Annotated in this window: 18 protein-coding genes and 1 riboswitch; of the genes, 5 read left to right on the top strand and 13 right to left on the bottom strand. The window is 52.9% G+C overall.

From position 1 onward, the window contains the following. The 6 genes from M989_RS04885 to M989_RS04865 all read right to left on the bottom strand — a co-directional run. On the bottom strand, positions 1 to 936 hold a 936-nt coding region (locus M989_RS04885), incomplete at its 3' end, for an ABC transporter substrate-binding protein (protein ID WP_064542879.1). A 51-nt stretch (positions 937 to 987) separates the two neighbouring features. Further along, the gene (locus M989_RS04880; protein WP_064542876.1) at positions 988 to 1,818 is read right to left on the bottom strand and encodes an ABC transporter permease; all 831 of its coding nucleotides are present in this window, start codon (positions 1,816 to 1,818) and stop codon (positions 988 to 990) included. A gap of 9 nt (positions 1,819 to 1,827) precedes the next feature. Continuing rightward, entirely contained in the window at positions 1,828 to 3,174 is a 1,347-nt protein-coding gene (locus M989_RS04875) for an LLM class flavin-dependent oxidoreductase (RefSeq protein ID WP_064542873.1), read from the bottom strand. A 143-nt stretch (positions 3,175 to 3,317) separates the two neighbouring features. Beyond that, complete coding sequence (locus M989_RS26170) at positions 3,318 to 3,542, bottom strand: hypothetical protein (RefSeq protein WP_245191226.1); 225 nt, start codon at positions 3,540 to 3,542, stop codon at positions 3,318 to 3,320. Continuing rightward, a complete protein-coding gene (locus tag M989_RS04870; protein ID WP_245191225.1) occupies positions 3,542 to 4,528 on the bottom strand; it encodes a chloride channel protein in 987 nt (328 codons plus the stop codon). Before M989_RS04870 ends, M989_RS26170 begins: the two co-directional genes overlap by 1 nt. 116 nt (positions 4,529 to 4,644) lie before the next feature. Then, positions 4,645 to 4,706: riboswitch (Fluoride riboswitch) on the bottom strand. A gap of 28 nt (positions 4,707 to 4,734) precedes the next feature. Next, positions 4,735 to 5,205 carry an Lrp/AsnC family transcriptional regulator gene (locus M989_RS04865; RefSeq protein WP_064542870.1) on the bottom strand — a complete coding sequence of 157 codons (471 nt, stop codon included), beginning with the start codon at positions 5,203 to 5,205 and terminating at the stop codon, positions 4,735 to 4,737. Positions 5,206 to 5,343: 138 nt separating this feature from the next. Between M989_RS04865 and M989_RS04860 the strand changes: the two genes are divergently transcribed. Beyond that, positions 5,344 to 5,955 carry a LysE family translocator gene (locus M989_RS04860; RefSeq protein ID WP_064542867.1) on the top strand — a complete coding sequence of 204 codons (612 nt, stop codon included), beginning with the start codon at positions 5,344 to 5,346 and terminating at the stop codon, positions 5,953 to 5,955. A 39-nt stretch (positions 5,956 to 5,994) separates the two neighbouring features. Here M989_RS04860 and M989_RS04855 read toward each other — a convergent pair whose 3' ends face one another. The 4 genes from M989_RS04855 to M989_RS04840 form a co-directional block, all read right to left on the bottom strand. Next, on the bottom strand, positions 5,995 to 6,267 hold the full coding sequence (locus M989_RS04855) for a GNAT family N-acetyltransferase (protein ID WP_064542864.1): 273 nt from the start codon (positions 6,265 to 6,267) through the stop codon (positions 5,995 to 5,997). An 11-nt stretch (positions 6,268 to 6,278) separates the two neighbouring features. Beyond that, positions 6,279 to 6,512 carry a 4Fe-4S mono-cluster protein YjdI gene (yjdI, locus tag M989_RS04850; RefSeq protein WP_064542861.1) on the bottom strand — a complete coding sequence of 78 codons (234 nt, stop codon included), beginning with the start codon at positions 6,510 to 6,512 and terminating at the stop codon, positions 6,279 to 6,281. A 67-nt stretch (positions 6,513 to 6,579) separates the two neighbouring features. Continuing rightward, entirely contained in the window at positions 6,580 to 7,113 is a 534-nt protein-coding gene (locus M989_RS04845) for a hypothetical protein (RefSeq protein ID WP_064542858.1), read from the bottom strand. Between the two features lie 176 nt (positions 7,114 to 7,289). After that, a complete protein-coding gene (locus tag M989_RS04840; protein ID WP_064542854.1) occupies positions 7,290 to 7,985 on the bottom strand; it encodes a porin in 696 nt (231 codons plus the stop codon). Between the two features lie 608 nt (positions 7,986 to 8,593). Here M989_RS04840 and M989_RS04835 point away from each other — a divergent pair. Together M989_RS04835 and M989_RS04830 are read left to right on the top strand one after the other, a co-directional pair. After that, the gene (locus M989_RS04835) at positions 8,594 to 9,451 is read left to right on the top strand and encodes an AraC family transcriptional regulator (protein ID WP_064542852.1); all 858 of its coding nucleotides are present in this window, start codon (positions 8,594 to 8,596) and stop codon (positions 9,449 to 9,451) included. Between the two features lie 31 nt (positions 9,452 to 9,482). Next, positions 9,483 to 9,845, top strand: a complete 363-nt coding sequence (locus M989_RS04830; protein ID WP_064542849.1) for a cupin domain-containing protein — start codon at positions 9,483 to 9,485, stop codon at positions 9,843 to 9,845. Here M989_RS04830 and M989_RS04825 read toward each other — a convergent pair. Continuing rightward, positions 9,842 to 10,246 (bottom strand): hypothetical protein, encoded by a 405-nt coding sequence (locus M989_RS04825; RefSeq protein ID WP_064542846.1) that lies wholly within the window; start codon positions 10,244 to 10,246, stop codon positions 9,842 to 9,844. The genes M989_RS04830 and M989_RS04825 overlap by 4 nt on opposite strands. Before the next feature lie 102 nt (positions 10,247 to 10,348). Here M989_RS04825 and M989_RS04820 point away from each other — a divergent pair, with 102 nt between their 5' ends. Together M989_RS04820 and M989_RS04815 are read left to right on the top strand one after the other, a co-directional pair. After that, a complete protein-coding gene (locus M989_RS04820; RefSeq protein WP_064542881.1) occupies positions 10,349 to 11,101 on the top strand; it encodes a DeoR/GlpR family DNA-binding transcription regulator in 753 nt (250 codons plus the stop codon). Positions 11,102 to 11,112: 11 nt separating this feature from the next. Beyond that, complete coding sequence (locus tag M989_RS04815; RefSeq protein ID WP_064542844.1) at positions 11,113 to 11,757, top strand: LysE family translocator; 645 nt, start codon at positions 11,113 to 11,115, stop codon at positions 11,755 to 11,757. A gap of 75 nt (positions 11,758 to 11,832) precedes the next feature. On the opposite strand, the gene M989_RS04810 is transcribed toward M989_RS04815, so the two are convergent. Beyond that, on the bottom strand, positions 11,833 to 13,356 hold the full coding sequence (locus tag M989_RS04810) for a phosphoethanolamine transferase (protein ID WP_064542841.1): 1,524 nt from the start codon (positions 13,354 to 13,356) through the stop codon (positions 11,833 to 11,835). 294 nt (positions 13,357 to 13,650) lie between these two features. Continuing rightward, on the bottom strand, positions 13,651 to 13,741 hold a 91-nt coding region (locus tag M989_RS24370), incomplete at its 5' end, for a maltoporin (RefSeq protein ID WP_074398705.1).

Below are 13,741 nucleotides of genomic sequence, written 5' to 3'. Positions count from 1 at the left end.
TTTGAGCTGACCTTTTTTCAGCACGCCATCACGCTCGAGGATATCCAGCCAGAACTGCACGTCGTGTGGTTCGGACTGGCCGCCTTTACGCACGCCGTAGCCGGTAAAGTATTTCGCGACCTCCGGGTTCTCACCGCGTTCCTTGAGGATTTTGGCCATAATTTCGCGTACTTTTTCCGGATTGTCGCGAGCGTAGTCCAGGGCACGCGCCGACTCCACCACGAAGACGCGCGCCGCGTCAGGGTGCTGCTTAACGAAGTCGGCACGCAGCACCGTGAAGCCGCCGGCAATCGGCCCGAGTACGTCGGCATCGTTGAAGATTGGACGCAGGCCGCCGTGGCTGCGCGCCGACCCTTCAAAAGTGGTTTGCCAGTAGCCAAATGCCGCTACGTCGACCTGACCAGAGCGTAAAGTCTGTTCCAGCTGCGGGCCCGGCACCACCACCGGTTTCGCCGCGTTTTCCGGCAGATTGGCCTGACGCAGCGCCTCGCGCAACGTGTAATCCAGGTGTGCCCCCAGCGTATTCACCGCCACGCTTTTCCCGGCTAAATCTTTGATCGATTTAATCGAGCTGTCTTCCTTCACGTAGAAGATAGATTTGGTGGTCTCGTTAATACCGTTGGTGGGGTAAGCGGCGACAAAATCGTTACCGTTAGCAATGGCGTTAATCACCGCCGGCGTGGCCGCAGAACCGATATCAATGCTGTTCGACGCCAGCGCAAATAAAGACTCCGGGCCACCGCTGGCGTAACCGGCATTTTTAATCGACACTCCGGTATCCTTAAAATACCCCAGTGCGTCGGCTAATTCGTGGGCGGAAATACCGCCGTAGCTCGCCATATAGCGCATCGTGACTGCTTCCTGAGCCCGCACGGATGTGCTGATGCCAAAGAGGAAAAGTACCGCTACCCACGCAAAAGAGATCTGTTTTTTCATTATTGAAATTCCCATCAGGCTTAATTTAAAAACGCAAAATAACGTGCAAAATTAATGGTTACGTGAGTTCCAGCGACACAGACGACGCTGCAGCAGGACCAGAATGGCGTTCGCTAATAGCCCGGCAAACGCCAGCAGGAATATCGCCGCGAACATCATCGGTATTTGGAAGTTATATTGCGCATTCATCACCCGGAAACCGATCCCCTGATTCGCGCCAATCATCTCTGCGGCAATCAGCAACAGCAGCGCGGTCGTCGCGGAGAGACGTAGCCCGACAAAGATGGACGGCACCGAGGCAGGAACAATCACCCGGTAAAACAGCGTCAGTCGACCCGCACCAAAGGTCCGCGCCATCTCCAGCAGCTTGCCATCCACCTCTTTCACACCGCTAATGGTCGACAGCAGAATCGGGAACAGCGCCGCCCAAAAGATAACGAACACTTTTGACGTTTCGCCCAGACCCAGCAGCAGGATAAAGATGGGATACAGCGCCAGCGCCGAGGTCTGGCGGAAAAGCTGTAAGATCGGATCCAGTGCCTGCTCCAGCGGGCGTATTTGCCCCATAAACAGCCCCAGCGGAATCCCCACCACGATAGCGGCGGCAAAGGCTAACCCGGCGCGCTGTAAACTGATGGTGATGTCACCCAGCAGTGCGCCCTGAGTAATCCCGTTCCACAGTGCGGCAAAGATTTTATCCAGCGGCGGGATTACCGCAGCGTTAAGCCAGCCTGCCGTGCTGGCGATTTGCCAGCCGGCAAAAAACAGCACCAGCAGGCCGTAGCGAGCAATCAGCGACAGGCTGCGCTGATACCATTGCCGGTAAGCGGGCGCGGTTGTCTGGCGGGCCTTCAGGCGAATTCGGGTGGTGGAATAGAACATAGATCCTCCTCAAGCCACTTTGGCATTGCGCGCGGCGCTGTAGCGGTTATCGGCAAACGGCAGCCCCAGGTTTTCGCGCAGCGTCTTACCTTCATACTGGGTACGGAACAGGCCGCGTTTTTGCAGGATAGGCACCACCAGCTCGATAAAGTCGTCCAGCCCGCCCGGCAGCCACGGCGGCAGCACGTTGAAACCGTCTGCGGCCTCGTTCTCAAACCACGCCTGCAGCGTGTCGGCCACCTGCTCCGCGCTTCCCACCACGGTAAAGTGCCCGCGAGCGGTCGCAACCCACTGGTAGAGTTGGCGAATGGTGAAGTTGTTTTCGTCGGCGATCTGACGGATCAGCTCCGGGCGCGATTTCATGCCTTCAGTCACCGGCAGCGGCGGCAGCGGACCATCAGGATCAAATTTACCCAGGTCGATCCCCCCGCCGGCCAGGCCATTCAGCAGCGCAATGCCGTCGGCTTCGACGATAAGCGAAGTTAGCTTGTGGTATTTCTCTTTGGCCTCTTCTTCGGTGCGGCCGATAAACGGCGCGACACCGGGCATGATCAGCACGTGATCCGGGTTGCGGCCTGCCGCCCTGGCGCGAGATTTAATATCGCGATAGAAGGTCTGCGCCGTCTCCAGATGCTGGTGTGAGGTGAAAATGACTTCGGCGGTGGCAGCCGCCAGCGCACGTCCGCTTTCAGATTGCCCGGCCTGGACGATCACCGGCTGGCCCTGAGGAGAACGCGGCACATTCAGTGGCCCGCGTACTTTAAAGAATTTGCCGACGTGATTCGTGTCGTGCACTTTATTGCGATCAAAGAACTGGCCAGAGGCTTTATCACGCAGGAACGCGTCATCCTCGAAGCTGTCCCACAGCTTTTTGACCACTTCAACGTGCTCTTTCGCCCGCTGATAGCGATATTCGTGCGGATGCTGAGTATCGAGGTTGAAGTTATGCGCCGCAGCTTCCGTCGCCGTAGTCACGACGTTCCAGCCTGCACGGCCGCCGGAGATTAAATCCAGCGAGGCAAACTTGCGCGCCAGGTTGTACGGCTCTTCATAAGTGGTCGAGGCGGTCGCGATAAAGCCGATATTGTTGGTCAGCGGGGCCAGCGCGGAAAACAGCGTCACCGGTTCAAAACCGGCCACCTTGGCGGTGCCGCCATCGGTCACGCCGGAAGCCGGAATCGCCAGGCCATCGGCCAGGAAGTAAGCATCAAACAGCCCGCGTTCGGCGGTTTGCGCCAGCTGTTTGTGAAATTCAAAACTGGTTGCGCCGTCGGCAGGCTGATCCGGATGACGCCATGCCGCAATATGCTGGCCGCCGCCGGGAAGAAAAGCACCTAATTTGATTTGTCTGCTCATTCTGGTTTTCTCCTGATTCGATGCCGGGTAGTTGGGCTGAAACCAAGATAGCCAGAATGCGCAGCCATTCTGAAATAACAAATATTGAGTTCGTTATTTACATTTTTGCAATAAGAATTCTACTCCGTTACAACAATACGTTATTAGCTATCCGCTTTCGCTTCATCCACTGGAGGCTGCGGGCGCGAATTTTTACGCTGCCAGGCCGGAAGTTCCGCCAGTGTGATCCCGATGGGCACCACCCGATGCTTCAGACAAGCCACCCGCTGAGAACGATAGATCCCGCTATAGCCGGAGACCAGCCAGGCGACCACGCAGGCCATCGCGGCATACACGCCAACCTCCGCGCCAAACAGCTCAATCGCCATCAACGTCGAGGCGATCGGCGTGTTAGCGGCGCCAGCGCGTTACCCAGCGTGGCCCCGACATAGAATAAAGGCGTCACCTCGCCGCCTTTAAAGCCGCTGCCCAGCGACAGGACGGTAAAAGCCAGCTTGCCGACAAAGTCCCACGGTGCCAGAGGGTGCTGAAAAGCATCGACAATCACCGGAATACCCAGGCCAATATAACGCTCCCCCTGCAACAGATAGACCGCCAATGCCACAACCACCCCGCCGATAAACGGACGTAGCGGCGTATACGCCACGTATTTTTTCATCACGCCGCCAATCAGGTGCGTGGCATCAGCAAAGACGCGCGCCGCCAGGCCGAAACAGCAACCCGCAGCAATCACCGCCCCCAGCGTCCACAAGGAGAGTGGCGGAATCAACGACATTGCGTAGTGGGTATGGTGTACACCCCACATCAGGCCCACCTGGTCAGCCACCACCGCCGCCAGCAGGCAGGGGAAAATGGCGGTGTAGTGCATGCGGCCAATCGCCATCACTTCAAGGCCGAAAATAGCGCCGGCAAGCGGCGTACCGAATACCGAGGAGAAGCCAGCGCTGACCCCTGCCATCAACACCATTCGCCGCGCATCGTTATCGAACTTCAGCAACGAAGTAAACTGGTCAGCGATGGAAGCGCCCATTTGCACCGCCGTGCCTTCGCGCCCAACAGAGGCGCCAAACAGATGCGAAACGACGGTACCGATATACACCAGCGGCGTCATCCGCAGCGGAATGGTGTTCGCCGGACGATGTACTTCTTCAAGGATCAGGTTATTGCCGCCCTCCACCGAGCGGCCAAAGCGCAGGTAGAGCCAGCCGACGGTAAAACCGGCAAACGGCAGCAGCCAAATCAGCCAGGGATGGGTAATGCGCGTCGTGGTTGCCCAATCGAGTGAATAGAGGAAGAGCGCGGAGGCGGAACCGGCCAGTACGGCAATCACCGTCGCCAGCAGCAGCCACTGCACAAGAAAAAAAAAGCGTATTTTTACGCGCGAAGTGTTCAGAAATCATGGACGCATCCTTAGATGAATTGATCATCCTGGACGCGGTAGGGGTGTGCCTGTTCATTCCCGGTCCAGGAATAAAAACAGGCATCATCAGCCACACGGCGGTTAAAGGGGGAATGCCATCCCCTATCGCCCTACTTTGGCACATGAAACGTTTCAGCCAACTATTTCTCTTTCAACGACTCCAGTGGAAAAGCGCGATCCTGCACGACGGTTTTCATCACCAGCGTCGAGCGCAGGTGCTGTACGCCCGGCATCGCTGAGAGCTTTTGGTCGTAGAGCTTCTGAAACGACGAGAGATCGCGCGTGACCACCTGCATTAAATAGTCGGGGTCGCCAAACAGCCGCTGGGCCAGCACGATCTGTGGGATCTCTTCCACCGCCTCCTCAAAGGCGCTAACCGCTTTGCGGTCACCCTCTTTAAGCGTCGCAAACACCAGCGCCACAAAATTGAAGCCCATCTTGCCTGGATCAAGGTTGGCGCGATAGCCGGTAATAACGCCCTCCTGCTCCAGCGCCCGCAGGCGTCGATGGCACGGTGAGAGGCTCAGGTTTACCCGTTCAGCCAGCTCAGTGATAGATAAACGGCCATCCGCCTGTAGTTCAGCAAGAATTTTTCGATCAATGCTATCCATTTAGAGGATTCTCTCTCTAAGCGCCGAATCCCAGCATAACATTGAAAGCTCATTGCGCGGAAATAACGATATTCTTTCTCGATATCAGGTCAGGGTTTTCGGGAATAACGCAATGAAAAATAATGGAGAATGTGAGTCATGGAGATGAGCTTAGTGGCCGGTTTCTGGCTGGTATCGTTTTTGCTGATCATGACGCCTGGGGCCGATTGGGCCTACACCATCAGCGCCGGAATCCACGGTCGGCGCATTGTTCCGGCGGTCGCCGGACTGATGTCAGGGCATCTGCTGGCGACCATTGTGGTCGTCGCGGGCGTCGGTGTACTGATTGCCGGGCATCCGCTGGCGCTGTCGGCTATCACGTTACTGGGCGCGGTCTATTTACTGTGGTTAGGGATTTCGCTGCTGCGCCACCCGGCAACGGTCTCCAGCGCCAGTCAACAGAGCGGCGGTTGGAATCAGTGGGTGCTGAAAGGCCTGTGCATCAGCGGCCTGAATCCCAAAGTTTTTCTCCTCTTTCTGGCGCTGCTACCGCAATTTACCGATCCGCACGGTCAATGGCCGCTGGCGATGCAAATGTCAGCGCTGGGGTTGATGCATCTGCTGACCTGTACGCTCATCTATCTGCTGGTGGGTTACGGTTCACGAGCGTTGCTGACCAGCCGTCCACAGGCCGCGCGGGTTGTCAGCCGGATATCCGGGGGATTGATGGTGGCAATCGCGGCGATGCTGATCATCGAGCAGTTGCGCTAAGGGCTAAGGATTCGCGCCAGCCGACGCTGGCGCAAAAGGTCAGGCGCGAATATCGTCGTATTCGCGAGTCTTATCAAACTCATGCCTGGCAAACGGGCACAGCGGGATCACCTTACGTTGTTCCTGGCGCATCTTCGCCACCACCTTCGCCACCAGCTGTTTCCCTACCCCCTGCCCTTTCAGGCTGGGGTCGACATCGGTATGCTCAATAATGCTCAAATGCTCGCCGGTCGGCACAAAGACGATTTCCGCCACCTGGTTGCCGTTTGCATCATTCACATAAAACTTGTTATGCCCTTCCAGAATCTCCATCGCCCCCTCGCTTAGTCATGATGACGGTATTTCAGCGCCCCGCTTGGGCAGGTATCAATCACCCGCACCACCGTGGCAACGTCTACTTCATCCGGGATAATCCACGGTTTCCGCTTCAGGTTAAACAGCTTGCTGCTGCCTCTGACGCAATTGCCGGAGTGCTGGCAGATGTCGGTGTTGAAATAGACATCAATCTTTTCCCCGGTATAGACGCGATAGCCCGCATCCTGTAGTTCCTTATCCATGACATTGCCTCTATTTTTTATATGGGTTCGAGGCTAAGCATAGACCTGGGGCGTTGGAGACCGCCACTCATTTCACCGTGACCTCGTTACGTATTCGGTTCTGGAACTCGGTAGATTGGGCAGCGAACTTCTGCATTTTGTCGGACAGCTCGCGTAACACGCGCGCGCCGTCGTTTGAACGCCCGTACAGATAATCAAAATAGACCGTGCAATCGGCCAGTTTGCAGAGCTTGGTGTAATCATCCTGCAGATGCGGGAAGTAAATGAAAATCAGCGCCTTTATTTTCGAATGAAGCTGCGTGTTATCGCCATTAATACTGGGCTGCGTACTACGATATTCGGCATCCTGCTTTTTCTTTAATTTGGCAATAAAAAAAGTGATGCTGGCCAGTCGCTGCGTGTGCCACTCAATTTCCATCGCCAGCAGCTCCTCATATTTTTGTAGTATCTTTTGCTGTTTTTCCTCTTCTCTTTTTAACTCAAATTCAGTATGCATCTTTTTTTCTATTTTCATTTCTGTGCGCATGATGAGAAACCATCCGCCCCCCAGAATCAGGAAACAGACGATGAGAAGTAATACTACGACGATAGCGCTGTTCATACACGAACCTCTTCGATGATGTGAATACGAAAGACGTGGGGTAATAGCGACACAACTGCGCTTTAACATTAATTAAATTATTCAGGCGGAGTACAAATAAGGTGTGGCAAGGTTTGCAGGGAAAAGTAGAGAACCCCGGCCAGCTTCGCCGGGGGTTTCACTAAAGCAGGAGGCAATTAGAAGGAGTAAGCGACACCCACACGGAAACGGGTCTGGCGGTCATCACGATCGTTGACGCCTACGTTACCCACTTCGCCATACGGAGCCCAGTTTTTGTCGATTTTATATGCCACTTTCACGTTATATTCCTGAGAATATGGCTTGTTGTTGTTACGTGCATTGCCTTCTGAGCTACGTGCATAGACGTAGTTCAGCTCGGTACGCCAGTCACCGAACACGTAACCAGCCCATGCATCACCACGGTTAACTTTGTCATCGTCTTTATTGGCATTTGACGGATAACGGGTGTAGTCGTAACGATAACGCGCGGCGACGTAGAAGCCGTTGTCGAAGCTATATTGAACGCGCAGGTTCGGCTTATAAATAGAACGGCTGTCGTTACTTTCAATATTAAAGCCAGGCTGAATGGAGAAGTTTTTATTAAATTTGTATTGGTAGCTAATAGATTCTTCATGACCGTTACCAACGAAGTCAGAGAACGGTTGATCGGTGTTGTTACCACCTGATTTCCATTTTGCTTCAACGGAGAAACCAAAGCCGTTTGCAAAACGGTGAGAGACAGAAACGCGGTCAGCGTTCGTTTTATCAGTTTTACCGCCGTCAATAAATTCATGACGGAGATCGACAGTCACTGCCGATGCTGCGAAAGAGGCGCCACATAATGCCATCAGGACCAGAGATTTTTTAAACATGCAATAACCCTCAATTGGAATTGTGTTTCATTTTTATGGAATTGCATTTTATTTTTTTACGAAAGACATTTTAGTGATCGAGATCGTAAAGATTTATTTCATAAGCCTACGAAATGAAAGGACGTGACAGGGTTCAAGAAAACACCAGTTGACGAATGGAAAATACAGCCATGGATCACACAAAAGAATAATTTACAGTTAGCTGACATAACTTTATAAAACAAAATTACTTTTTAAATATCAATATGATAAGAAAATATAATTACTCTTGTTACTTATTTCAAGGCAATAATTTACACCATCAACAATATAAAGACTAAGAATTAACCTAGTCATAAAGTCGTATTTGATACATTTTCTTCACAATATTGGCGTGACTAACGGAACTTTTTCCGAGCGAATTTGCGCACAAAAATCCGTATCCAGGAAATTCATTTTCACCGTTCATTTGTATACATTCCGGACCAATGGGACTGTGTGACATGCAACAACGGGAGCACCATCACCAATGCTACGTTAGTCGCTGGACGGTGATATTGTGTCGATAAACAAGAGAGGCAGGTAAAACGAGAGCGCTTCCGTCAGCCGGCCCAACTGCGGACTCCTGCATGAAAAACGACATCGCAACCCAGGACTGGCTTCGCCGGGCTACCGCGCCATCGCGCATTGAGATTATTGAAGCTTACTTCAGAGGGCATGGCTATCAGCCGCATCGTCACGATACCTATGCCATTGGCCGCACGCTGTCTGGCGTGCAGAGCTTCCGTTATCGCGGCAGCATGCGGCACGGCCTTCCCGGCTCAACCCTCGTCCTGCATCCTGATGAGCTCCACGACGGCGAAGCAGGAACCGAAGAGGGTTTCCGCTATCGCATGCTCTACGTTGAGCCATCGCTGATTCAGTCCATCCTGGGCGGCCAGTCATTACCGTATATCAAAGGGGGGATATCCGCCGATCCGCGGCTGCTGGCAGCCGCTACGCCTTTACTCTGCGCCGTTGATTCACCGCTACAGCCGTTGGAAGAAGATGAAGCGCTCTACGGTCTTGCCCACGCGCTGTCAGTAGTGGGCGGACAGCGCTTTCATCGTCGCGCCTTCGATTATCCGGCTGCCGAACGGGCCAGAGACTATATCCACGAGTTCTTTTACCGCAGCATCTCTTCGGAAGAACTCACCGCCGCCAGCGGTCGCGAGCGTTGGGCGCTGAGCCGCGACTTCCGAGCCTTGTACGGTACCAGCCCTCATCGCTACGTTATCCTGCGGCGCATCAGCTACTGCAAGCAGTTGCTCCTGGCTGGGTTCAGTATGGCGGATAGCGCGATCCAGGCCGGTTTTACCGACCAAAGTCATATGATTCGCCACTTCAATGCTTGTATCGGGTTGTCTCCGGGGCGCTGGCTAAAGCTCCACGGCCTGGCGTCCCCTGCCTGCACAAACGTACAATACGCGCCACCTGCCGCTTTATAAGCTGGATGCTCTTATCACAGGAGGATCACTCATGCAGAAGCCCGTTAATTTTGAGTCAAAACTTGCTCAGTTCAGCGAACACTGGCAGCCCAAAGTGGTCGCTGAAATGAACGACTATCAATTCAAGGTGGTAAAAATCCAGGGCGATTTTATCTGGCATGCGCACCCGGAAACCGACGAAACGATCGTCGTCCTAGCACGCACGCTGGAGATCGCATTCCGGGATCGCATTGTTGAAGTTCAGGCGGGCGAAATGTTCGTTGTCCCACGGGGTATTGAGCATAAAACGGCAGCCGAACACGAAGCGCATCTGCTGCTCATTGAGCCGCGCGGCGTGCTCAATACCGGCCATGAGGGCGGCGCGCGCACCGCAGTTAACGACGTCTGGATCTAATCTTTGCCCGTCAGGCGGAGCCAGGACTCCGCCTGCATCGTCTTCACGGGTACCTCATCCAGTGAGTAATACACCGCCAGCCCAAGCTCATTCGCGACCCTGACATCATTATCCGCACCGTTAGACGCGCCTTCCATTCGCAGCACCGCATCACAACGCGTCAACAGCCGGTGAGCCACGGGATAAAGAAACGCTTCGCTGATGGCATCGCCAATTTTCTGCGACCCCGCCGCCGCCGAGAGTGGAAATGCCAGCCACTCGCCAATCACCGGAATATGCCCCAACCGATACACAGCCAGCGCCGTCTGCTCCATGCGTGCCAGGTTTTCATGCATCAACCGTTCATCGCCGTTAGTGCCACTTCGTACTGGACCTGCAATCAATATGATCATACTTTGCATCTTATGCTCCACGTAGGTTGTTGTTTTGGGTAACAGGTGACAGCGCACAACCTATCATGCACAATCGTGCATATTCAAGATCAAACATGCATAGAGAAAATGATGCTAGCCAGCCAGCGAAAACAGCACATCCTTGAGATTCTGGCTCGGGATAAACAAGTGCACTCTACCGAGTTAAGCCAGCACTTCAACGTCTCGGAAGACTCGATCCGCCGGGATTTACGCGAGCTTGCGGCGGCGGGATTGCTCCAGCGCGTCCACGGCGGTGCGCTGCCGGTCTCAGCCGCTATCGCCCCGTTTGAAGCAAGAAAAAGCGTGCAACCAGACGCAAAGAAAACAATCGCGCAAAAAGCGGCGGCATTAATCTGCCCGGGCCAGGTGGTGATCGTTGATGGGGGGACAACCACCTCTGAGATGATCAAACTGCTGCCAGTCGATATGTCGTTCACCGTGGTGACCCACAGCCCAAACATCGCCGTCGGTCTGGTCGACTATCCGTTAATTGAAGTCATCCTGCTTGGCGGCACGCTGTTCAAGCACTCGGTGGTCACAACCGGGACGGCGATGACCGAAGCCGCCAGCCGCATCAACGCCGATCTGTATTTTATGGGCGTCACAGGGGTCCATCACAGCGCCGGGTTTACGACAGGAAATTTTGAAGAGGCAGGAGTGAAACGTCTGCTGAGCGAACGAGCCTCCGAAACCGTGGTCATGGCCTCTCATGAGAAAATTAATGCCGCCTCCGCTTTCGCCATCGGCGAGCTCAGCCTCGCCAGCACGCTGATCGTAGACGGCATGCTGGATCAACCGCTCACCGACGCGCTTGCCCGTAACGGCGTTACCCTTATTCACTAATCGAGGTCATCATGCTGGATATCACCCATTTTGGGCTGTTCATTCTCTCCGTGTTCCTGCTCTCCATCACACCGGGGCCCGATATGGCCTATGTCGTCGGCCAAAGCGTGGCAAACGGCCGCCGCGCTGGGCTGATTTCTGCCGCAGGCGTCGCGCTCGGTAGCTGCACCCATGCGGTCGCCAGCGCCGTGGGATTAACGGCATTGATTACCGCCTCGCCGCTGCTGTTCACCGTGGTGAAGTACGTCGGTGCGGTATACCTGATGTATCTGGGCGGGAAAATGATACTGGGCACGTTTAGCAGGAAATCGGCACAGGGCGATGAACCGATGGTGGAGCGAAACAGAGCCAATACCGGCGGCCTGCTGTCAAAAGGGTTTATTACCACCCTCACCAATCCGAAGGTGATTTTGTTCTTTATCTCCTTCTTCCCGCAGTTTGTGATGCCGAACGGCGAGCATCATGCCGTTTCGTTTCTGATCCTCGGTATGGCCTATGCGCTGGTTGGGTTTATGACCGACGCCACGTTTGCCATTCTGGCCGGTAGCGCCGCAGGCGCGGTGTCGCGTAATCAGACATTGCAAAAGGTGTTGGATCGCGTGGTCGGCACGGCGTTTATTGGCCTGGGAATTCGGCTGGCATTGACGCGTCGCTAGTCGTGTCATATCAAACTAATCCAAAAGCGAAACGCGGCCTTGCTGGTCGCGTTTTGCTTTTATCGATAGCCGACACTAACGAATGAGTACCCTGGAAATATCGATAGCCGGGTCATCGACTTTATAAGGCTTTTTGCTCAGACCATAATCCTCGCTATCGGCGACACCATCAAATAGGTTATAGGGCTGAATTTGCTGGGCGCTAATTCCCATCCAACTGGCCAAGCCATTGACGAACATCATGCCTGATTTTTGACTATTAACCACTACCCTGCCGGTATCGTCAGACGAAATTTTCACCAGCGGAATATCGTGATGATATTTACTCACAAAATTGTTATTAAGTTGAATAACCCCATCAACATCACGATGCACCATGCCATGATCGGAAAAATAGATCATCGAAAAACTCCGGCCCTGTTTATTGTGCATCAGCATATCATGTAGCGTCTCAAGGAATTGGTCAGTTTGCTTGATACTCGAGACATAGCAGGCAATATATGCATCTTTTTTCTCCTGCACTTTATAAGCATCTTTCATCCCCTCAATGCGATCGCAGGCATAGGGGTGTGAGCCCATTGTGTGGATCACAAAGAATCTGCGCTGTTTACTGCTGGCGTTAACCATCGGTTTTAATATGCGCAGCAGTTCAAAATCGGAAATATTACGTTCATTAAATGCACGGAGCTTTGTGAAATAGGTCTTATCACTTTTTTTAGCAATCGCCGATATCGGCGTATCCCATTCGCCAAACTGCCCCTGATTGGAGAGCCAATAAGTATTGAAACCGGCTTTCTTGATGAGACCTATCAGATTCAGATTGTAGTTGGGCGCCGCCGTGCTTTTGTCTCCCTGAGTCAGCATCAGGCGCAGTGAACCAATCGTGTAGGTTCCCGCAGACTCCATCCCGTTGACGATAACACCTGTGGTGGAATCCAGGAACGGCGTATTTTCTACCGGATAGCCATAGGTATGAAAGTAGTCACGTCGGGCGCTCTCACCAATGACCAGGAAATAATCATCATACTGAGTCTGGCGAGTCTGTTGAACATCGGCCCAATCATTTCTACTGACATAGCTATCAAGCTGAGCATTTTCATCCTTGACCCGCTGTACCGACTCCTGTGCTTCATTCACAAACAGGAACGCACCAGAACTGTAAAATGAAAGTAGCGCAAAAGATAAAATAAACAATTTGTTATTACAGGGTTTAATCTTAAATTTTAACGCCAACCGGTTAAGCGCAAACGGAGCCAGTATTAAAATAAAAGTATACATGTATGCTTTAAATGGAATTAACCGCAGGAACTCAAGCGACTCAGCGATGTTCGAGGCAAAGAGAGACGAAACATACTGGTAGGTCGGGTAACCATACGTCAAACCAATTGGGGCATATACTGTTAACAACAGAAAAAATGGGATCGCGATCAAAAAGGTTCTTTTTGCCGTGAACAAAAATGCACACAACCCGCATAACAACAAAATATTAATCGCATGCGGATGCCCGTCCCCTGTGGCACGTAATAAAAACCTTGAGTAGATATAAAGCGCTGTGAAAAACAATAAAACGGCAATATTTTCTTGGTATTTTCGTAACATATTATAGGTGGTTTTTTTATCCGAGCCGCGAGTCTACCCCCGAATATATCAGGCAGCAACCAAATAATTTTATTATGGCCAATTTACTATAATAAATAGTAGCTAACGAGGTTTTTTACTTCTCTTGCCCAAATAGTAACGCAGGAAAATGTTGCCACTAAAATAATAACAAAAACAATTATCCCTCTTTTATTATTAGGTTGCCTGGCCACGATTATTGCCTGAAGGCCATCTTAGCAATAGAGCAGCCGGTTCCCCGGCTGCTCCAGGCAAAGTGCATTTTCTCACGCTAGCTTAGAACCACGCCTCGAACATACCGCCGAAGTTCAGTGAATCCAGCTGCTGGTCGTCGGTACCGTTCACCTTCGCCGTACGCTTGTTGTCA

Origin of the sequence: Kluyvera georgiana ATCC 51603, assembly GCF_001654985.1 — a bacterium.
Lineage (GTDB): Bacteria > Pseudomonadota > Gammaproteobacteria > Enterobacterales > Enterobacteriaceae > Kluyvera > Kluyvera georgiana.
Note: the sequence above shows the minus strand (reverse complement) of the source record. Positions and strands in the feature narration are given on the sequence as shown.